The 20046-nt window shown below is 62.9% G+C and carries 16 protein-coding genes; 5 read left to right on the top strand and 11 right to left on the bottom strand.

The features are described from left to right. Window positions 1-34 precede the first annotated feature (34 nt). The 4 genes from araD to V1292_RS09550 are packed head-to-tail and all read right to left on the bottom strand — an operon-like array spanning window position 35 to window position 4419. A complete protein-coding gene (gene araD / locus V1292_RS09565) occupies window positions 35-1771 on the bottom strand; it encodes an L-arabinonate dehydratase (protein ID WP_334372069.1) in 1737 nt (578 codons plus the stop codon). Then, a complete protein-coding gene (locus V1292_RS09560) occupies window positions 1768-2631 on the bottom strand; it encodes an ABC transporter permease (protein WP_334372068.1) in 864 nt (287 codons plus the stop codon). Before V1292_RS09560 ends, araD begins: the two co-directional genes overlap by 4 nt. Window positions 2632-2641: 10 nt before the next feature. Then, window positions 2642-3406 (bottom strand): ABC transporter ATP-binding protein, encoded by a 765-nt coding sequence (locus tag V1292_RS09555; protein ID WP_334372066.1) that lies wholly within the window; start codon window positions 3404-3406, stop codon window positions 2642-2644. A 5-nt stretch (window positions 3407-3411) separates the two neighbouring features. Further along, complete coding sequence (locus V1292_RS09550; RefSeq protein ID WP_442895605.1) at window positions 3412-4419, bottom strand: ABC transporter substrate-binding protein; 1008 nt, start codon at window positions 4417-4419, stop codon at window positions 3412-3414. 108 nt (window positions 4420-4527) lie between these two features. On the opposite strand from V1292_RS09550, the gene V1292_RS09545 reads away from it, so the two are divergent. The 3 genes from V1292_RS09545 (at window position 4528) to V1292_RS09535 (ending at window position 9464) form a co-directional block, all read left to right on the top strand. Next, window positions 4528-5247: a GntR family transcriptional regulator gene (locus tag V1292_RS09545; RefSeq protein ID WP_334372065.1), complete on the top strand. Its 720-nt coding sequence runs from the start codon at window positions 4528-4530 to the stop codon at window positions 5245-5247. Between the two features lie 218 nt (window positions 5248-5465). Further along, window positions 5466-5903: a response regulator gene (locus tag V1292_RS09540; RefSeq protein ID WP_334372064.1), complete on the top strand. Its 438-nt coding sequence runs from the start codon at window positions 5466-5468 to the stop codon at window positions 5901-5903. Window positions 5904-5960: 57 nt separating this feature from the next. Next, window positions 5961-9464, top strand: coding sequence for a PAS domain S-box protein (locus tag V1292_RS09535; protein ID WP_334372062.1), 3504 nt, complete (start codon window positions 5961-5963; stop codon window positions 9462-9464). Window positions 9465-9553: 89 nt separating this feature from the next. On the opposite strand, the gene V1292_RS09530 is transcribed toward V1292_RS09535, so the two are convergent. After that, window positions 9554-10195 carry a response regulator transcription factor gene (locus V1292_RS09530; protein ID WP_057841383.1) on the bottom strand — a complete coding sequence of 214 codons (642 nt, stop codon included), beginning with the start codon at window positions 10193-10195 and terminating at the stop codon, window positions 9554-9556. A gap of 141 nt (window positions 10196-10336) precedes the next feature. On the opposite strand from V1292_RS09530, the gene V1292_RS09525 reads away from it, so the two are divergent. After that, complete coding sequence (locus V1292_RS09525) at window positions 10337-10651, top strand: hypothetical protein (RefSeq protein WP_334372060.1); 315 nt, start codon at window positions 10337-10339, stop codon at window positions 10649-10651. A gap of 33 nt (window positions 10652-10684) precedes the next feature. Then, window positions 10685-12472, top strand: coding sequence for an EAL domain-containing protein (locus tag V1292_RS09520; RefSeq protein ID WP_334372059.1), 1788 nt, complete (start codon window positions 10685-10687; stop codon window positions 12470-12472). 54 nt (window positions 12473-12526) lie between these two features. Here the strand turns inward: V1292_RS09520 and V1292_RS09515 are convergent, their stop codons facing one another. The 6 genes from V1292_RS09515 to V1292_RS09490 form a co-directional block, all read right to left on the bottom strand. Then, window positions 12527-12850, bottom strand: a complete 324-nt coding sequence (locus V1292_RS09515) for a PilZ domain-containing protein (RefSeq protein ID WP_334372058.1) — start codon at window positions 12848-12850, stop codon at window positions 12527-12529. 3 nt (window positions 12851-12853) lie between these two features. Next, a complete protein-coding gene (locus V1292_RS09510; RefSeq protein ID WP_334372056.1) occupies window positions 12854-13726 on the bottom strand; it encodes a CheR family methyltransferase in 873 nt (290 codons plus the stop codon). Between the two features lie 29 nt (window positions 13727-13755). Continuing rightward, a complete protein-coding gene (locus tag V1292_RS09505) occupies window positions 13756-14145 on the bottom strand; it encodes a response regulator (protein ID WP_334372054.1) in 390 nt (129 codons plus the stop codon). Between the two features lie 28 nt (window positions 14146-14173). Beyond that, window positions 14174-14647, bottom strand: a complete 474-nt coding sequence (locus V1292_RS09500) for a chemotaxis protein CheW (protein WP_334372052.1) — start codon at window positions 14645-14647, stop codon at window positions 14174-14176. A 12-nt stretch (window positions 14648-14659) separates the two neighbouring features. Then, a complete protein-coding gene (locus V1292_RS09495) occupies window positions 14660-17374 on the bottom strand; it encodes a hybrid sensor histidine kinase/response regulator (RefSeq protein ID WP_334372049.1) in 2715 nt (904 codons plus the stop codon). Between the two features lie 314 nt (window positions 17375-17688). Next, window positions 17689-19923: a DUF1522 domain-containing protein gene (locus V1292_RS09490; protein WP_334372047.1), complete on the bottom strand. Its 2235-nt coding sequence runs from the start codon at window positions 19921-19923 to the stop codon at window positions 17689-17691. Window positions 19924-20046: the final 123 nt, after the last annotated feature.

Below are 20046 nucleotides of genomic sequence, written 5' to 3'. Positions count from 1 at the left end.
CCGGGTTCGCGCTCTGCGCGCCCCGGAACGACAGTCAGTAAATCGGCGGCTCACTCACCGGCGCTCCAAATCCGGTTTCCAGAAAATCGAAGTCGCAGCCTTCATTGGCCTGCTTGATGTGGCGGGTGAACATCCAGCCATAGCCGCGCTCGTAACGCGGCTCCGGCGCCTTCCATTCGGCGCGACGCATTGCGAGCTCGGCCTCCGGCACATCGAGGTTGATGGTCCGGGCGTTAACGTCGAGCGTGATCTTGTCGCCGGTTCGCACCAGCGCCAGCGGGCCGCCGATGTAGGATTCCGGCGACACATGCAGGATGCAGGCGCCGTAGCTGGTGCCGCTCATGCGCGCATCTGACAACCGCACCATGTCGCGCACGCCCTGCTTCACCAGTTTGGTCGGGATCGGCAGCATGCCCCATTCTGGCATGCCCGGCCCTCCTTGCGGGCCGGCATTGCGCAGGATCAGCACGTGATCCGCCGTGACGTCGAGATTGGGATCGTCGATCGCCTTCTTCAGCGAAGGATAATCGTCGAACACCAGCGCCGGCCCGGTGTGCTTGAGGAAGCGCGGCTCGCAGGCGCTCGGCTTGATCACGCAGCCATCAGGCGCGAGATTGCCCTTGAGCACCGCAAGCGCGCCCTCCTTGTAGATCGGATCCTTCACGGTTCGGATAACGTCGTCATTATAGACTTCGGCGCGCGCGATGTTCTCGCCGAGCGTCTGTCCAGTGACCGTCATGACGTCGAGATGCAGATGCTGCTTGATGCGGCTCATCAGGCCCGGCAGGCCGCCGGCATAGAAGAAATCTTCCATCAGATATTTGTCGCCGCTCGGGCGCACATTGGCGATCACGGGCACCTGGCGGCTGGCTTTCTCGAAATCGTCGAGCCCGATGTCCTGGCCGGCGCGGCGCGCCTGCGCGATCAGATGGATGATCGCATTGGTCGAGCAGCCCATCGCCATCGCGACCGTGATCGCGTTCTCGAAGGCTTTTCGGGTCTGGACCTTCTCCGGCGTCAGGTCCTCCCACACCATCTCGACGATGCGGCGGCCGCATTCGGAGGCCATACGGATGTGGCCAGCATCGGCGGCCGGTATCGAGGACGCGCCCGGCAGCGTCATGCCGATCGATTCCGCAATCGCCGTCATGGTCGACGCGGTGCCCATGGTCATGCAGGTGCCGTAGCTGCGGGCGATGCCGGCCTCGACGTCAACCCAGTCCTTGTCGGAGATTTTCCCCGCGCGGCGCTCGTCCCAGTATTTCCAGGCGTCCGAGCCCGAACCCAGCGTCTTGCCCTTCCAGTTGCCGCGCAGCATCGGCCCGGCCGGCAGATAGATCGTCGGCAGGTTCATGCTGGTAGCACCGAGCAGCAGGCCGGGCGTGGTTTTGTCGCAGCCACCCATCAGCACCACGCCATCGACCGGATGGCCGCGCAGCAGTTCCTCGGCATCCATCGCCAACATGTTGCGGTAGAGCATGGTGGTCGGCTTCAGAAACGATTCCGACAGCGACAGCGCCGGCAGCTCCATCGGGAAACCGCCCGCCATCAGGATGCCGCGCTTGACGTCGTCGACGCGGCTCTTGAAATGCATGTGACAGGGCTGCGCATCCGACCAGGTGTTGAGGATCGCGATGACGGGCCGGCCCTTCCATTCCTCCGGCGCGTAGCCCATCTGCATGGCGCGCGAGCGGTGGCCGAAGGCGCGGAGATCATCAGGCGCGAACCAGCGCGCGCTGCGGAGATCAGCGGGGTTCTTCTTGTTGCTCATGACTGCGTACCCCATTTCTGGACGGTGTTGCGCTCGATCGTACGGAAGATCAGGTTCTCCACGATCAGGCCAATGACGATCACGGTCAACAAGCCGGCGAACACGGCGGGGATATCCAGCAAGTTACGATTCTCGAAGATGAACCAGCCGAGGCCGCCCTGCCCCGACGACACGCCGAACACCAGTTCGGCGGCGATCAGCGTTCGCCAGGCAAACGCCCAGCCGATCTTCAGGCCCGTCAGGATCGAGGCGAAGGCCGCGGGGATCAGGATGCGGAACACGTAGGGCAATCCGCGCAGGCCGTAATTGCGGCCGACCATGCGCAGCGTGTTCGAGACGCTCTTGAAGCCGGAATGGGTGTTGAGCGCAACCGGCCACAGCACCGAATGGATCAGCACGAAGACGAGACTGCCGTTGCCCAGCCCGAACCAGATCAGCGCCAACGGCAGCAGCGCGATTGCCGGCAAGGGATTGAACATCGCCGTGATGGTTTCGAGGAAATCCGTGCCGATCCGGGTCGAGATCGCCAGGATGGTAAAGATGGCGGCGAGCGCAATGCCGGCGGCATAGCCCATGAACAGCACCTTTAGCGACGCCCAGGCGCGCAAGGGAATGGTGCCGTCGCGCACCTTGTCGAACATGGTGACGATGGTGTCGTGGAAGGTCGGGAACAGCAGCGGATTGTTGAGGATAGTGCCGTAGGTCTCCCAGGCCGCGGCGAGGAAGATGATGATCACGGCCTTGCGCACAAAACCGTCGTTCCACAACAGCTCCAGCACCGTCAGCTTGCGCTCGACCTCGGCCGGCACCGCCGCCGTCAGTTCGGCGGCATCGCGCAGCAGGATTTTTGCCTCACCCATCGCGCTCCCCTCAATGTGCCGTTGCATGATCGGCGAACAAGAGATCATGGATCTGCTTTTCCAATCGCGCCGCGCTGCCGTCCTCGCCGGAAACCTTGTCGACGTCGATCACCTCGGCCTTGACCCGGCCGGGATGCGGCGACAGCAGCAGGATGCGATTGCCGATCTTGATCGCCTCCGCGATCGAATGCGTCACGAACAGCACGGTGAACTTGGTCTCCGCCCAGAGCTGCAGCAGTTCGTCCTGGCAGGTGCGCCGCGTCAGCGCATCAAGCGCTGCGAACGGCTCGTCCATCAGCAAAATGTCCGGCTCCATCGCCATGCCGCGCGCGATCGCGACGCGCTGCTTCATGCCGCCGGACAGCGTGTGCGGATAGGCATCGACGACGCGGGTGAGGCTGACTTTTTCGATATAGGCCCGCGCGCGCGTCTCCGCTTCCTTGCGCGGCAGTTTCCGCGTCATCAGCAGCGGAAACATCACGTTTTCGAGCACGGTCTTCCACGGCAGAAGCTGGTCGAACTCCTGGAAGATCATCATGCGGTCGGCGCCGGGCTCGGATATTTCCCGACCCGAGATCCGCATCTTGCCCTCGCTCGGCTTCATGTAGCCGCCGACGGCTTTCAACAGCGTCGACTTGCCGCAACCGGAGGGGCCGAGCAGCACGAAGCGATCGGAACGATCGACCGTGAAGCTGACCCGCTCGGTCGCGGTCACGACCGCGCTCGAGGTCTTGTAGCGCAGTGTTACGTCACTGACGTCGAGAAGCGCGGCCATGTCGATCAATTGCCCTTCAGGTCGTGCGCAACCGGCAGGTAATAATCGGTCCACGCCTTGGGCATGGTCTTCAGCGTGCCGACCTTGTGCAGATGGGTGGCGAACTTCATGGTGCCCTGCGGCTGCAGGTTCCATTCCATCATGCCGGGCTCCTTCAGCCACGCCAGCAAGTCCTCGACGCTGGTCTTGTCGCCGGTGACTTCCTTGTAGATCTCAACCGCGGCCTTGGTGTCGCTGCGGATCAAATCCTGCGCTTCCTTGGTGGCATCGCGCACGGCTTGCACGATCTTCGGATTGGCGTCGGCGAACTTGGTCGTCGTGAAGAACTGCGCCTGGCTGAGCGGCCCGCCCATCACGTCGGGCGACGACAACACCACATGCGCGCCGGGCACGTTCTTCATTTCGAGGAACGTGAACGGCGGGATCGCAAAATGATTGCGGACCTCGTGCTGGGCATTGGTCATCGCCACATAGGCGTCGGGATGGCCGAGCTGTACCGTGCTGGCATCGAGCTTCGACCACTGGTCGGCGCCGAAGGTTTCGCTTGCCGCGATCTGCAGCACGATCGCCTGCGTCGAGACCTTCACCGTCGGCACGGCGATCTTGTCGTTCGGGCCAAAATCCTTGATCGACTTGATATTCGGATCGCGGCTGATCAGCGTCATCGGCTGCGCCGAGGTGGCGACGATGCCCTTGACGCCGCCACGGGTGCGATCCCACAGCAATAAGAGATTGCCGGTCCCGGTGTTGAGTATGTCGACGCTGCCAGCCAAGAGCGCATCGGTCTGTGCGCCGCCGCCGCTTAGGTTGATCCACTTGGTGGTGACGCCGGGCACGCCGAGCGAGGCAGCGTGCTTCTCGATCAGCTTGTGTTTTTCCATGATGTGCGAGGGCATGTAGAAAATGCCCGGCTGCCGCGACAGCGAAATCTCCGTCTTCTGCTGGGCCGCGGCCTGGGAGCCCGGCAGCACCATGGCAAGGGCCGCGACGGCGCCCGCGCAGGCGCTCCACATTCTGTTTCTCATTGTGCATCTCCTCCGGCGTTTCATTGACGCTTCGACGGAAATGCACTAATGCATTAGTGCATTTGAAGCAAGCGCCTTCTGAGGCCGATTCGTTCGATGGCTGCATCCCAGATCGTTTCCCGCCGGACCGTGCCGCGCTCCGCCGATCGGCTCGATCGCGATCGTCAGGCCGCGCCGCAGGTGTTCGAGCGCCTGCGCGGCATGATCATTTCGCTGGAGCTGCCGCCGGGATCGCCGCTATCGCGCGCTGCACTGGCCGGACAGTTCGGGGTGAGTTCGACACCGATCCGCGATGCGCTGATGCGGCTCGAGGAGGAAGGGCTGGTCGACGTCTTTCCGCAATATGCCACGGTAGTCAGCCGGGTTGACGTGCGGCTGGCGCAGCAGGCGCATTTCCTGCGGCAGGCGGTCGAGCTCGAAATTGTCCGCATGCTGGCAATGCGCCATGACGAAGCCTTCGCGGCCGAGCTCCATGCGACCATCGTCCGCCAACAGCAATTCGCGAAAGCCGGCGACTTCGAAAAGTTCATGGCCGCCGACAACGAGTTCCATGCCCAGCTCTACGCCGCCACCGACAAGCAGGACATCTGGTCGCTGGTGCGCAGCCGCAGCGGACATATCGACCGGCTGCGCCGGCTGCATCTGCCCTCCCCCGGCAAGGCGCAGGATATCCTGCGGCATCACAAGCTGATTGCAAAAGCGATCGAGGCCGGCCAACCTGCAGAGGCGCAGAAGCACCTGCGTACCCATTTGTCGGGAACACTGAGCGAACTCGACCAAATCCGCTCGCGCTATCCGGAATATCTCAGCAACTGATCTCGGCTAACTAAACCGCATGCCGCGGGGAGAATCACGCTCGCAGGCGGGGTTCCGGATTCGTCTGCCCGGAAACATGCGGATGCCGGCATCTTACCGGCTTTTGACCGCCCAACCGGAACGTCCTGCCCGGGGAAGCAGTTGCGGCAATACGAGGATTCGGCAAGACTCGTAACTTGCCGTGACTTGATTCCAGCGCGGCCGGAGAACCTCTTAATTTGGCAAAGATACTCGTCGTGGATGACGATGTGGCGGTCCAGGTGACCATCCGTCTGCTGCTGGAACGCGCCGGGCATAGCGTGGTCACCGCCGGTGACGGGCGAAAGGGCTTGGCATTGTGCCAGAGCGGAGATTTCGATTTGCTGTTCCTCGACATTTTTATGCCTGGAATGGACGGATTTGAAACCATGCGGATGGTTCGTCAGCAGCGGCCGTACATGCCGATTATCGTCATCTCCGGCCGGCCGATCTCGTCCGAAGCGGACTCGGCGCCCGACTTTCTGACCATGGCGACCAAGCTCGGAGCGATTTCCAGTCTGCAGAAGCCGTTCCGGCCGGCCGACCTTCTGGCTGCCGTCACGGGCTGCCTGGAAGCCGCCGAACGTGGCTCGCCGCCACGCCCCGCGGTGTTGCGTGCTCCCCGTAATGCACCATAGCATCCGATTCGTCCGGTGGATTGCCGGACCGGAGCGCGAGGGCGAGCGAACACCGACATGACGCTCACAACCAGGCTAGCCATCGCGATGATTGCGTTGGTCGCGCTCGCGGTTACCGCGGTCGGATGGCTGAGCTATCACAACCTGGAACAGGCGCTCCTGCAGCGCGCCCGCGACCGCATCGAGACGCATTCACGGCAGCTCGCGACCGATCTGGAATATTACGCAGCGAGCGCGACCGGAGATGTTGCAGGCTTTCGCTCGGCGGTGGCGCTGCACGGGCTGGTCCGTGCCCGCCAGGCGGGCGGCATCGATCCTGTCGATGGCGTCTCCGAAAAGATCTGGCGCGACCGGATAGCGTCACGTTTCGCGGCGGAACTCGAAGCCAAGCCGACATACGCGATGTTTCGGATTATCGGCCTCGACGACGACGGCCGCGAGCTGGTCCGCGTCGACCGCAATGGACCGAACGGCACGGTTCGGATCGTCCCTGAAGCGGGCCTGCAGAAGCGAGGCGATCGCGGCTATTTCCAGGAAACGACCCGGCTCGGTCCTAAACAGCTTTACGTCTCGCCGCTCGATCTCGGCCGCTTCAACGGCCTGATCGAAGAGGTGCACCGGCCGACACTTCGCGTCGCGACGCCGATTTTCACGACCGACGGCAAGCCGTTCGGCATTTTCATGATCAATGTCGACATGCGGCGCGCGTTCGACCGTATCAGAGCATCGGCGTGGCCGGGCGAGACGATCTACGTCGTCAACCGGCAGGGCGACTATCTCATTCACCCCGACCCGTCGCGCGAATTCGGCGCGTTGCTCGGCAAACCCAACGACTGGAAAGCTGACTTCCCGCATCTGGCGTCGCAGGCCGGGGCAAAGCAAGGCAGCGCCGAAATCGTTGCGGACCAAGCTGGGCGGTCCAACGGGATCGCGTTTGCTCCCGCCGTCCTGGCCGGTTCCGAATGGGTTGGGATCATCGAGACCACCCCGAACGCCGTGATCATGGCGCCGGCTGCGAGCATCCGAAATACCTCGTTTCTGGTCGGGGCGATCGCGGTGTTGTGCGCGGCAGTGCTGGCGCTGCTGATTGCGAGGTCGCTGGCCCGACCGATCGTCCGTCTGACCGAAGCCGTTCAGGGCGTGGCCAAAGGGAAGGCAGCCATCCCGGTCGATGCGCGCGGCGAGACCGGCGTGCTCGCGCGCGCCTTTGCGTACGCGATCGAGGAGATCAATGCAAAAACCGCAGCGCTCCAACAGGAGGTCGAGGAGCATCGCCGCACCGTAGCTGCGCGCGATCATCACGCGGAACGGGAACGGCTGTTCAGCGCAGCGGTCGAATCCTCCAGTGACGCCATCGTCACGACGTCGCTCAATGGCACGATCACCGGCTGGAATTCGGCCGCGGAGCGGCTGTACGGGTACACGGCTGCGGAAACTGTGGGCAAGAGCATTACCCTTGTCGTTCCGATGGACCGGCTGCCCGAGGTGCATGACACGTTGCGCCGGATCGACTCCGGCGAACGCATCGAGCAACATGAAACCGTCCGCCTGAAAAAAGATGGCAGCCGGATTGAAATCTCGCTCAGCGTCTCCCCGATCAAGGCCCCCTCAGGCGCGACCATCGGCATCTCGAAGGTGGCACGCGACATCACCGAAGCCAACAAGACGAGGCAGGTGCTGCGGCAACAGACCGAAGAGCTTCGCCGCATCTTCGAGACCTCGCAGGATCTGATCATGGTGATGGATTCCCGGGGATTCCTGGTTCAGATCAGCCCGAGCTGCGAGGCCATATTGGGTTATCGGCCGGAAGAAATGATCGGCCGCAGCGGCGAGGATTTCATCCACCCCGATCATCTCGAGACCTCGCGCCAGGAAATGCGTGCGGCACGACGCGGGCTGCGCCCGAAGATGTCTGATACGCGCTGCATTCACAAGGACGGCCGGGAGGTGTGGTTGTCATGGCTCGGGACATGGTCCGAGCCGGTCAAGCGCTTCTTCTTCGTCGGCCGTGACATGACCGAGGGCCGGTTGGCGCAAGAGACGTTGCGCGAAAGCGAACAGCTCGCGCGCGGCATCATCGACACCGCGCTCGATGCCTTCGTGCAGATGGACGATCAGGGCATCGTCACCGACTGGAACTCGCAGGCGGAGAAGATATTCGGCTGGTCGCGCGCGGAAGCGATCGGCACCAAGCTGAGCGAGCTGATCGTTCCCGACGTCCATCGCGCCGCGCACAAGGCCGGCCTGGAGCGGTTTCTGCGCACCGGCGAGGCCGCCATTCTCGGCCGCCGCTTCGAAATCGAGGCGATGCGGCGAGATGGAGAGGAAATCAAGGTCGAGCTCAGCATTACCGCGCTTCGGCGGCGCCATGGATTCGTGTTCAACGGCTTCATGCGCGATCTCACCGACCAGATCGCGGCCGAGGACAGGATCCGGCAGGCCGAGAAGATGGAGGCGATGGGGCAGCTCACCGGCGGCATCGCGCACGACTTCAACAATATCCTGACGGTGATCACCGGAACGATCGAAATTCTGGCCGACGCCGTCAAGGGCGAACCGCAGCTTGCCGCCATCACGCGAATGATCGACGAGGCAGCCTCACGCGGCGCCGACCTCACCCAGCACCTGCTCGCCTTCGCGCGTAAGCAGCCGCTGGAGCCGAAGATAACCGATGTCAACACGCTGATCATCGATACGGCGAAACTGCTGCAGCGGACGCTCGGCGAGCATGTCGAGATCGAATCCGTATTCGAAGACGAAACGTGCCCCGCGATCGTCGACCCCAATCAGCTCGCCACCGCGATCCTCAATCTGGCGCTTAACGCCCGCGACGCGATGCCCGATGGCGGCAAGCTCATCATCGAAACCGGCTTCGTCATGCTCGACGACAATTATGCGAGGATGCACAGCGACGTCCGGTCCGGTCGCTACGCCATGATTGCGGTAAGCGATACCGGAACCGGCATTCCGGCTGCAATACTCGACAAAGTATTCAATCCGTTCTTCACCTCGAAGGGACCCGGCAAAGGTACCGGCCTCGGGCTGAGCATGGTGTACGGCTTCATCAAACAATCGGCCGGCCACATCATGATCTACAGCGAAGAAGGCCATGGCACGACGATCAAGATGTATCTGCCGCCGGCCACGGGCGCATTGCCGGCGGCCGAGGCTACACTGGCGCCGGCTGTCGAGGGCGGCCATGAAACAATTCTGGTGGTGGAGGACGACAAGCTGGTACGCGACTATGTGCTGGCGCAACTGCATTCACTCGGTTACGTCACGCTGGATGCGGCGAACGCCACTGAAGCCCTCGCGTTGGTCCATACCGGCCGTCCGTTTGATCTGCTGTTCACCGACGTGATCATGCCCGGCATGAATGGCCGCCAGCTCGCCGACGAGATAGCAAAGGCCAGGCCCGGATTAAGGGTTCTGTTCACCTCGGGCTATACCGAGAATGCCATCATTCATCACGGGCGACTCGACGAAGGCGTATTGCTGCTCGCCAAGCCCTATCGGAAATCGGATATGGCGATCATGATCCGCAAAGCGCTCGCCGATTGATCGCAACGGCGGCGCCTGCATCCAGCGCAAGGCTGCGCCGGATCCGGCCTGCCTGCGATCAGCCTTGATCACCCTTGATCAGCCTTGGATCAGATCTGGCCCTGTCGCTGGGTGGTCATCACGATGCGAACCAGGTCGGCGGCATTCCGCGCGCCGAGTTTCTTCATGATATTGGCGCGGTGGTCCTCAATCGTGCGCGGGCTGATCCCGAGATGCCGCCCCGCTTCCTTGTTGGAGGCGCCGGCGGTGAACTGCTCCAGCACCTCGCGTTCCCGTCGCGTGAGCGGTTCCCGTCCCGGAAAATGCAGGGCCGCGATGCGCGACGACGTACTTTGCGCCTGCCGGCGAGCATAGGCCTCGATTGCCTCATCGAGTCTTGCCACGATTTCGCTGCCGCGAAACGGCTTTTCGATGAAGTCCAGCGCGCCGTTCTTGATGGCGCTGACCGCCATGGCGATATCGCCCTGCCCCGAGACCATGAAGATCGGTGCAGGGTAATCCTCACCATGAAGCTCTTTCAGAATATCGAGGCCGGACTTACCGGGGATATGCACGTCGAGCAGGATGCAGGCTGGCGTCCGTGTTCGTGCAATCGCCAGCAGCGCGGCGCCGTCGGCGAAACAAATGACCTGATAGCCGGCTGCCGACAGCACCATCGAAAGCGTGTCGCGAACGGCAGGGTCGTCATCGACTACGAAAATCTCCCCGCGGGAGGGGGCTTTTTCAGCCATGTTCCATCGTCCATGCGTGGTTGAATGTGACGCACACTCGGATAACGGTATTCACTTCATACCGAACCGTATTTGTACGGGACCACGGCTTAACGCACAAGTAGCAACGCACACCTAATAAAGTAACTAAGGAGTGCTCGTATGCAAAACGCAGCAGGCGACAGCGTCGTACAGGCGCCCCACGTGGTTTCAGACCTCATCAACTTGATCGAACACGTCCAGAACAGCCTGCGACTGATTGAACAAATGATTGCCTGGGAAGTTTCGCCCGGCGCTCCCGAGAGTTCCATCAACGTCATCGTGCTTGACGACGCATCTCCCCGCTACACAAAGTCCGCGACCGCGATGCATGCCTGCGATGTCAATCTTGGCATTGCCCTGCGCTCCCTGCTGGATTCCGGCAATGATGATCCTTACGCCGCCAACCTGCCGGCGCTTTCGCTCGTAGTCGCGTAAGGCCGACACGGCGCCGTCCTGCTGGAGCGTACGATGTTCCCTCGCCGCAAATTTTCTCCGGGACTTTCTCGCGCTGTTAGCCACCTGCTGCGTTCGCTGCCCGGCATCCGGCATGCCACGCCCGCGCCGCCGGACCTGGACACCGCCACCACGATGGAGAAGCTCGACGCGGCGCTGAACAATATGAGCCATGGCCTCTGCATGTTCGGGCCGGACAATCGCCTGCTGCTATGGAACGATCGCTACGTCAAAATGTACAGACTGGCGCCCGACCGCCTGCGCGTCGGATGCACGACCGACGAAATGCTCGAGGCGCGCAAGGCGGCAGGCACCTGCTATCGCGACGTCGGACAATACGGATCGAAACTGCTGACAGCGATGACCACGCGCAACCCCGATAACCTCGTCGCCGAGCTCGACGACGGCCGTATCGTCAATGTTTCGTACCGGCCGACGCAGAACGGCTGTTGGGTTTCGACCCACGAGGATATTACCGAGCGCGCGCAGAACGAGGCAAGGATCGCGCGTCTGGCATTTCACGACCAGCTCACCGGCCTGCCGAACCGGGCGGCGTTCAACGAGCGCATCGCAAGTGCTTGGCGCGGCGCGGGCGGCAATGCCTCGTTTGCCGTGCTGTGCATCGACATCGATCAGTTCAGAGAGATCAACGACGTCTACGGCCATTCGACCGGCGACAAGTTTCTGGTGGAAATAGGCCACAGGCTGACGTCGGCCTGCAACGGATCGTTCCTGGCGCGGCTCGGGGCTGACGAATTCATTGTCGTCTCGCCCGACGGCCCGCAACCGGCGACGGCGCGAGATCTCTGCGCCCAACTCGGCACCGCCCTCGACCAGCCGGTTTGTATCGAAGGCCAAACGATTGAGGGCAGCCTCACGATCGGGGCCAGCATCTATCCCCGCGACGGCGCCGATGCGGATACCCTGGTCGCCAATGCCGAGACAGCGCTTTATCGTGCCAAGGCCGACCAGCGCGGCGGCACACGCTTTTTCGAACCTGAGATGGGCCGCCAGATGCGCGAAAAGCGCGCGCTGCAGAACGACATCCGCGCAGCACTGGCGAAGAACGAACTGGAATTGTATTACCAGCCACAGGCGCTGCCCAATGGAAGGGTCTTCGGTTTCGAAGCGTTGCTGCGCTGGCGGCACCCCCTGCGCGGCCTGGTGCCGCCGGGGCTGTTCATTCCGCTGGCGGAAGAGACCGGCGCGATCGGCCCGATCGATGAATGGGTGCTGCGCGAAGCCTGCCGGGAAGCCGCATCCTGGCGACGGCCGCTGACGATCGCGGTCAACCTGTCGACGGTCGACTTCCGGCGCAGCGACGTGCCGGCGATGATTCTTGCGACCTTGCTCGAAACCGGTCTCGATCCACAACGCCTTGAAGTCGAAATCACCGAGGGCGTGCTGTTTTGGGATTTCGACCGCGCCCTCTCCATCCTGCGTCGAATCAAGGGCTTTGGCGTGCGCATCGCGATGGACGATTTCGGCACCGGCTATTCATCGCTGTCCTACCTGCAGGACTTTCCCTTCGACAAGATCAAGATCGACCAGACCTTCGTTTCCAGGATCGGCGACAGTTTTCAGGCCGGCGCCATCATCCAGTCCATCGTGAGACTGGGGCGCACGCTCGCGCTGCCGGTCATCGCGGAGGGCGTCGAGACCGAAGAGCAACGGACTTTCCTTGCGCGGGAAGGCTGTCAGGTTCAGGGCTATCTGATTGGCCGGCCGGAGCCGATCGCGCATTACCGGCATCTGGTAGCGGGTCTTTCCACCGCGCGCGAGAGCGCCATCCGCGCCCGTTGAGCCGGCCAAGTCCTTTGCTACGCCGAAAGAACTCCACCTGGCCCGCGATCGGCCTCAGTGCATTGCCTCTTCGGCCTTTGACGACGCGCCTGACTTTTTCTTGCCGTGCTTGCCTCTCAGGAAGCGGATGTCCATTTCCGTGCCGTTGACACGAACGAGCTCGCACCGGCGATAGGCGAGGCCGGTCGAGGACAGCAGCAGGAAGAACTCCTTGAGATTGAGGCCTTGAATGGAGCCTTCCACCGTCAGTTCGGCGTCGGTGTCCGAGATCGCGTTGAGCTGGCAGTCCCTGCGCCAGGTCCCGTCGATCGCCATGATGCAGACGTCATAGCCCCTGCTGAACGTAACCCGCTCCGTGCCCTTGCCGTCCTCTGTCATCGCTCACCGTCCCGCCATTGCCGCTATTTTTGGCATTGCCGCTGCGACCTGCGGAGATGCGGCACGCGCACCGCTCGGCCGATAGAGGCCGCGCTTGTCCGGGAACGGCTTGAAGACATCAGTCAGACCGACGACCGTTTCCGCCGCCCCCAGCACCAGGAAGCCATCGCCTTCCATTGCCTTGGCGAGGCGGCCAAAGATATTGATCTTGGTCTCCTGATCGAAATAGATCAGGACATTCCGACAGAAGATGACGTCGAAGGTGCCGAGCTGGGAGAAATCGTGCAGCAGATTAAGCTGGCGATGCTGCACCATGCCGCGCAGCTCCGGGCTGATCTGCCACAGTTCGCCGTTCTGCTTGAAGTATTTGACGAGAAGCTGAATCGGAAGGCCGCGCTGGACCTCGAACTGGCTATAGACGCCCGACTTCGATTTTTCGAGCACTTCCTGCGACAGGTCGGTCGCGACGATCTCGATCCGCCAGCCGGCAAGCACCGCGCCCATTTCCTTCAGCGACATCGCAAGCGAATACGGCTCCTGGCCGGTCGAGCCGGCGGCACACCATATCCTGATGCTCCTGCGGCCGGCACGCGCCTTCAACAGCTCCGGCACGATCGTATCGCGGAAGTGTTCGAACGGCACCTTGTCGCGGAAGAAGAAGGTCTCGTTGGTGGTCATGGCCTCGACCACCTGGGCGATGATCGATGACGATCCGCCCTTCATTTTCTGCACGAGTTCGCCGATGCCGGGCACACCGCACTTGCGCGACAGCGGAAGCAGGCGGCTTTCGATCAGGTATTGCTTGTCTGCGGACAAGTCGAGACCGGAATGATCCTTCAGGAGCTTACGCAGATACTCATAGTCTGGCGGGGTCACGGGAGCCTCTCAGGGGCAAGCGATAAGATTTAGATCGGGCTCTGTTCCGTAAGCGCGACCAGGCCGACTTCCTGGAATTTTGCCGCGACGATGTCCTTGTCGAACGGCTTCATGATGTATTCGTCGGCACCGGCATGCAGCGCACGCGCGATATGGTCCATGCCGTTCTCGGTGGTGCAGAACACCACCTTGGGCGCGTCGCCGCCAGGCAGGCGGCGCAGATGGCCGAGGAATTCGTAGCCGTCCATGACAGGCATATTCCAGTCGAGCAGAACTGCCGTGGGCATGGCACTCTTGCAGGCCTCAAGCGCCTGCTCGCCGTCCTCGGCTTCGATAATCCGGAAATCCATTTCCTCGAGGATGCGGCGCGCGCTCTTTCGCACGACGCTGGAGTCATCGACGACAAGACAGGTTTTCATTATTGGCGTCCTTGCTTGACGAGCGGTGCTACGCCGCGAGGGTTGTTTTCGGTATGATTTCGAGAACGCGATCGACGTCGAGGACGACCATGAGCTGGCCGTCGAGGCGGTGCACGCCGCCGGCGAGCTTGGCGAAGCGGGGGTCGAGGTTGACGGGGTTTTCCTCGCGGCCATTGTCGGGTAGCCGCAGCACCTCGCCGATCTGGTCGATCAGCAGGCCGTAGGACTCGCCCCTGAGGTCGACGCCGACCGCCATCGGCGGCTTGCCGTCGTCGTTCTTCGGCAGGCCGAGCCGGGCGCGCATGTCGACCACGGTGACGATGCGGCCGCGCAGATTGAGCACGCCGGCGATCTCGGCGGAGGACAGCGGCACCCGGGTCAGCCGTTCCGGCATGAACACGTCCTGCACCCGCGAGATCGGCAGGCCGAACAATTGGCCGCCGATCACGGCGGTGACGTATTCGGCCACGGTGCCCTCGATGGTCTCGGTCTTGGTTGTCATGGTCTTGCTTCCTTAAGCCGCGCGCCGGGTGTCGGCGGTCTGTTCCTTCAGCGCCGCGATCAGGCCGGGGCGATCGAACTTGGCGACGTAATCGTGGAAGCCGGCCTGCCGCCCGCGCTCGATCGCCGCCGGCGACACCAGCGAGGACAGCGCGATGATCGGCAACTGGCCCAGATTGTTGTCGGCGCGGATCGTCTCGGCGAATTCGAAGCCGTTCATGTCGGGCATCTCGATGTCGGTCAGCACCACGTCGAAGGTCTGGCCCGAGCGCAGCGCCGAGAGCCCCTCCTGCGCGTTGACGGCGACCCGCACCTTGTAGCCGGCGGCTTTCAAGACCGGCGCCAGCATGTTGCGGAAGAAGGCGGAGTCATCGACCAGGAGCACCGATTGCGCGGTCGAGGAGGCCCGCATCTCCTTGCGCGAGAACCAGTCGGCAAACGCCATCGGCAGGAAGTGGCCGACGTCGATCACCTCGGTGGCCTGGCCCTTGATCACGGCGGAACCCAGGATGCCGTCCTGCTGGCCGGCGACCTCGATGTGCAGCCGCTCCTCGACGATGTCGATGATCTCGTCGACCACGAGCCCCATCGAGCGGCCGTCGTCGGCGAACACCAGGATCGGCTGCGAGCCGGAGGTCTGGACAGTGACGCCGGCCATCTGCACCAGCGGCATGAGCTGGTCGCGGTACTGCACCATGTAGCGGCCGTTAGAGAGCTCGATCTTGTCGGTGGCGATCTCTTCCAGCCGGGTGACGAGGCCGAGCGGCACCGCCTTGGGCTGGCTTGAGCCGGCGCGGAACACGAGCAGCGAGGTGAGCTGTTCGCCGGACATCGCATGCGCTGCCGACGCATCGTCGGCCATCTCATGGGCCGAGGCGCCGGAGGCGCCGAGCGCCTTGGCAATGCCATTGGGGTCGATGATCATGATCACGGCGCCATCGCCCAAAATGGTGTTGCCGGAGAACATGTCGATGTGCCGCAGCTTGGTCGACATCGGCTTGACCACGATTTCTTCGGTGTGGAACACGCCGTCGACCACGATGCCGAAGGTCTGGCTGCCGACCTGGGTGACCACGATGAAGCCGTTCTCGGGGTCTGAGGACGAGCCGTCGTCGATCTTCAGCAGCTTCTTCAGGTGCATCAGCGGCAACAGCTTGTTGCGCAACCTTAAGACCGCGGTGTCCTTGATGCGCTCGATGCGGTGCTCGGAGTTGGCGCGGGCGCGCACCAGTTCGACCACAGACAATTGCGGGATCGCAAAGCGGTCGCCGGCGGCTTCCACGATCAGGGCCGAGACGATCGCCAAGGTCAGCGGGATCTTGATGGTGACGGAAGAACCTTCGCCGGCCACGCTCTTGATGTCGATGGTGCCGCCGATCTGGTCGATATTGGTGCGCACCACGTCCATGCCGACGCCGCGGCCGGACACCGAGGTGACGGTGGCGGCGGTGGAGAAGCCCGGCGCGAAGATGAACTTGTGGATCTGGGCTTCGGTCATCTTCTCCAGTTCAGCCTCGGTGACGAGGCCGTTCTGCAGCGCTTTCGCCTTGATCCGCTCGGTGTTCAGCCCGCGGCCGTTATCCGCAATGCAGATGATGATATGGCCGCCCTCGTGATAGGCCGACAGCCGGATCGTGCCCTGCTCGCCCTTGCCGGCCGCGAGCCGCTCGGCCGGGGTCTCCAGGCCGTGGTCGGCGGAGTTGCGCACCATGTGCGTCAACGGATCCTTGATCAGATCGAGCACCTGGCGGTCGAGCTCGGTGTCGGCGCCGTGCATTTCCAATTCAATTTGCTTGCCGAGTTCGCCCGAGAGGTCGCGCACGATGCGCGGCAGCTTCTGCCAGGCATTGCCGATCGGCTGCATCCGCGTCTTCATGACGCCTTCCTGCAGCTCGGCGGTGACGTTGGAGAGCCGCTGCAGCGGCACCTTGAACTCGGTGTCCTCGTTGCGGCGCGAGATTTCCAGGAGCTGGTTGCGGGTCAGCACCAGCTCGGAGACCATGGTCATCAAATGTTCGAGGGTGTCGACGTTGACGCGGATCGACTGGTTGGCGATCTTGTCGGCGACCTCGCCGTCGACCTCGACGGCGGCGGCGCGCTTGGCCGGTTTTGCCTTTACTTCCTTGGCTTCCGGCGCCGGCGCAGCCTTGGCAACGGGTGCCGGCGCGGCTTCGGTCTCGGTCTCGCGGAAGGCGCGCTCGAGGTCGTCGAGCGAGACCTCGCCCGGACGCAACGGACGCTCCAGCACCTGTTCGACCAGTGTGCCCTTGGTCATCGCGGGCGCAACCGGCGGCGCCGCCACGACGGGCGGGGGCGCGGGCGCGGGTTCAGGCTGCGCTTCCGCCGCATGGTGACCACCTTCGGCCATCGCATGCAGCTTCTCGATCAGGTCTTCGTCGGTGCCCTCGGGCTCGGTCTCGGTGGCTTCCAGGCCTGCGAGGATTTCCTTGATGCGGTCGATGCTCGACAGGATCAGCGTCACGGCTTCGGCCTTGACCGGCATGCCGTCGCGGAACTTGCCCATCAAGGTCTCGCCGGCATGGGCGAGTGCTTCCAGCCGCGGCAGCCCCAGGAAGCCGCAGGTGCCCTTGATGGTGTGGACCAGGCGGAAGATGTTATCCAGGATCTTCGCGTCGCTCGGATCCTGCTCGAACCGCACCAACTGATTGTCGACCGTATCCAGGCTCTCGCTGGTCTCCGTCAGGAACTCCCGCAACAGATCATCCATATGAGCGCGCCTTCCAAAGATTCAGATACTGGTCTTCTCCAGAAATAACGCTTCGGATTTCACGGCTAATTAATTTCACCGTCCGTGCTAATACGGATATGGTGAATAATTTCGTGAGCCGCGCGTTGCGGTGATGCGAAGGCGATCGAAACGCGGTCGACGACGCGCTTGAATGCAGCGGCTCACGACGTTTGCGAAACATCGCTCGTGCAAATCAGCGGCGGATATACCGCCATAGCCTCTTCAGGGATTTTGAAACGAAAATGGCGGCGGGGTTTCCCCCGCCGCCTTGATCGTTGACGTTGCCGTCCCGCTTAGCGCAGGAGCTGCAGCACGCTCTGCTGGCTCTGGTTGGCCAGCGCCAGCGCGGACACCGCGATCGACTGGCGGGTCGACAGCGCCTGGCTGTTCGCCGCTTCCTCGTTGGTGTCGGCCAGCGTCAGGTTCGACGAGCCGGTCTGCAGCACGTTGATCAGGTTCTTCGAGAAGTCCTGACGGATCTGCACGATCGACAGGTTCGAACCCAAGGCAGAAGCCTGGGAGCGCAGCAGGGTCGAAGCGCTGCTCAGGCTGGAGATCACCCTGTTGGTCGCCGAGTTGTCGATAAAGTCGGTGCCGCTGGTCAGGTTCGCCAGACCGAGACCGGCGGCATCAAAGTTGACGCCGGTGATGCTCAGGGTCGACTTGCCGGTTTCGTTGAACGTCAGCTTGAGCTGATCGCCGCCGAGCAGGTTGACGCCGTTGAACGACGAGTCCTGTGCGGTGCTGGTGATCTGGGCCAGGACGCCGTTGAACTGATTGACCAGACCGCTGCGGACGCTCTGCGCCGAAGCGTCGACCACCGGAGCCGTCGCGGTCGTGAAGCTGACCGTAGAAGTCAGCGTGCCGCCGATCGCACCGCCCGCCGTCGCCGAGCCGAGGGTCGACGAAGCATAGTCGTTGGTGGTGGAGATCGTCAGCTTGCCAGTCGAGTCGACCGTCGCGCTCAGGTTATTGGCCAGCAACTGTGCATTGAGCTGGTCAAGCGTCTTAACCGTGCCGTTCGTGCCATCACCGAAGGTGACGTTGACCGCCGTACCGCCATTAAAGGAGGTGAAGGTCAAGGTCTTGCCGGAGATGCTGCCGGGCGCGGCAGTGCGGCTGGCGGTGAAGTTGGTCCCCGTGCCGGTGTTGCCGGTGAGGCCGAGCGCCGACAGGGCATTGCCCGTGCCGATGATCGACAGATCGGCGTTGGAGCCGGTCGAGATGTTCAACGAACCGGCGACGAGCGAGGAGTTGGTCTGACCAGACGCCGTGCTCAGGGTCGCGGTGCCGCCAGCGTTGGATGCCGTCTGCACGCCGGTGGCGAGATCGATCGCAGTCAGCACGTCGGCGAGGCTAGCCTCGTTGAGATAGACGGTCGAGTTACCGCTACCATCGGTCACGACGTTGCCAGTCACGCCCGATCCGCTCGCAACTTCTGCCGTGCCAGGCGTACCGCCGTTCTTGAACGTGATGATCTTGCCATTCACGTTCAGGGTGGAGCCATCCTGAACCAGAGTACCGAGGCTGTTGGAGCTGGTCGTGCGGGCCGCCGTGATGGTGGTATTGCCGGAGCCGGTAGCGGTGGTCAGACCCAGCGCATTCAGGATGTCTGACTTGCCCGTCACGCTGAGATCGGCGCCCGTCGAGCTCCTGAGCACCAATTGGCCGGTACCGTTGACGCTCGAAGCGGTCTGGGTGGCATTCAGCGTCAACGTGCCAGCAACGTTCCTCTGCACGCCACTTGCGATGTCAATCGCGGTCAGTACGTCGCCGATCGCCGCCTCCGTGGCAGATCCCAGATAGACGATCGAGTTGCCGTTCGCGTCGGAATAGACGTTGCCGGTGGTGATGCCGGCGGCACCAACCTGGGTAAATCCCGTCGGTGCTGTGGCGGGAACGTCACCCGAAGCAAAGGTAATCGTCTTGCCATCGACGGTAAGCGTGTCGCCTGCCACAACGCCAGCTTGGGCGTCTTGCGCAGTCGCGCCGTTCAGAAGGTGGGCTGCGGTGGTCGTCCCGCTGATCGCAGTCCCCGTATACGTGGCGAGCGTGCCGCCCAGCTTGTCTGCCGAAGTGGCCGCTTGTGTGCCGCCGGCCGCACCGTCGAACAGCACGTTGGAGGACGCGGTTGCGCTGGTGTAGGTCGTGGTGCCGCGCAGGTCGGTGGCGGTGGCGCCGGCGATCGTCGTGGAGACGTTCGACTTGGTGGAGTAGCCGACCGCGCTCTGCAGCGCCTGGTTGGCGATCGACTTCGCGGTGTCGACCAGCTTCTGCAGCGAGGTGATGCCGTTGTTGGCCTCCTGCAGCACCTGCACGCCGTTGCCGATGCCGTCCAAGAGGTTGTTGATGTCGGAAGCGCGCGAATCGAGCGACTGCGCGGTGAAGAAGTTCGTGGGGTTGTCGAGGGCCGTGTTGACCTTCTTGCCGGTGGCAAGGCGGTTCTGCGTGGTGGCGAGCAGATCAGCGGTCGACTGGAGGGAGAGGAGGTTCTGGCGAACCGACGCGGAGAGGACAATGCCTGACATGTCTATTTCCTTCTGGTTTCGAAGCCATTTCTTTGGCCATGCCAGCAATACAGAGCGAGATTTAACAATGCCTCAACTTGACGGCTCTGATTTGCAGCAATTGGACACTGGAGTGCCGATGGT

Origin of the sequence: Bradyrhizobium sp. AZCC 1719 (assembly GCF_036924525.1) — a bacterium.
Lineage (GTDB): Bacteria > Pseudomonadota > Alphaproteobacteria > Rhizobiales > Xanthobacteraceae > Bradyrhizobium.
This window is presented reverse-complemented; position numbering and strand designations above follow the sequence as displayed.

Bases quoted from the DNA above. Each gene is read 5' to 3' on its own strand.
- V1292_RS09505 (WP_334372054.1), bottom strand. From the start codon at position 14,145: ATGAAAACCTGTCTTGTCGTCGATGACTCCAGCGTCGTGCGAAAGAGC.
- V1292_RS09490 (WP_334372047.1), bottom strand. From the start codon at position 19,923: ATGTCAGGCATTGTCCTCTCCGCGTCGGTTCGCCAGAACCTCCTCTCC.
- V1292_RS09560 (WP_334372068.1), bottom strand. From the start codon at position 2,631: ATGGGTGAGGCAAAAATCCTGCTGCGCGATGCCGCCGAACTGACGGCG.
- V1292_RS09515 (WP_334372058.1), bottom strand. From the start codon at position 12,850: ATGACAGAGGACGGCAAGGGCACGGAGCGGGTTACGTTCAGCAGGGGC.
- V1292_RS09550 (WP_442895605.1), bottom strand. From the start codon at position 4,419: ATGTGGAGCGCCTGCGCGGGCGCCGTCGCGGCCCTTGCCATGGTGCTG.
- V1292_RS09530 (WP_057841383.1), bottom strand. From the start codon at position 10,195: ATGGCTGAAAAAGCCCCCTCCCGCGGGGAGATTTTCGTAGTCGATGAC.
- V1292_RS09520 (WP_334372059.1), top strand. From the start codon at position 10,685: ATGTTCCCTCGCCGCAAATTTTCTCCGGGACTTTCTCGCGCTGTTAGC.
- V1292_RS09525 (WP_334372060.1), top strand. From the start codon at position 10,337: ATGCAAAACGCAGCAGGCGACAGCGTCGTACAGGCGCCCCACGTGGTT.
- V1292_RS09545 (WP_334372065.1), top strand. From the start codon at position 4,528: ATGGCTGCATCCCAGATCGTTTCCCGCCGGACCGTGCCGCGCTCCGCC.
- V1292_RS09495 (WP_334372049.1), bottom strand. From the start codon at position 17,374: ATGGATGATCTGTTGCGGGAGTTCCTGACGGAGACCAGCGAGAGCCTG.
- V1292_RS09535 (WP_334372062.1), top strand. From the start codon at position 5,961: ATGACGCTCACAACCAGGCTAGCCATCGCGATGATTGCGTTGGTCGCG.
- V1292_RS09555 (WP_334372066.1), bottom strand. From the start codon at position 3,406: ATGGCCGCGCTTCTCGACGTCAGTGACGTAACACTGCGCTACAAGACC.
- V1292_RS09500 (WP_334372052.1), bottom strand. From the start codon at position 14,647: ATGACAACCAAGACCGAGACCATCGAGGGCACCGTGGCCGAATACGTC.
- araD (WP_334372069.1), bottom strand. From the start codon at position 1,771: ATGAGCAACAAGAAGAACCCCGCTGATCTCCGCAGCGCGCGCTGGTTC.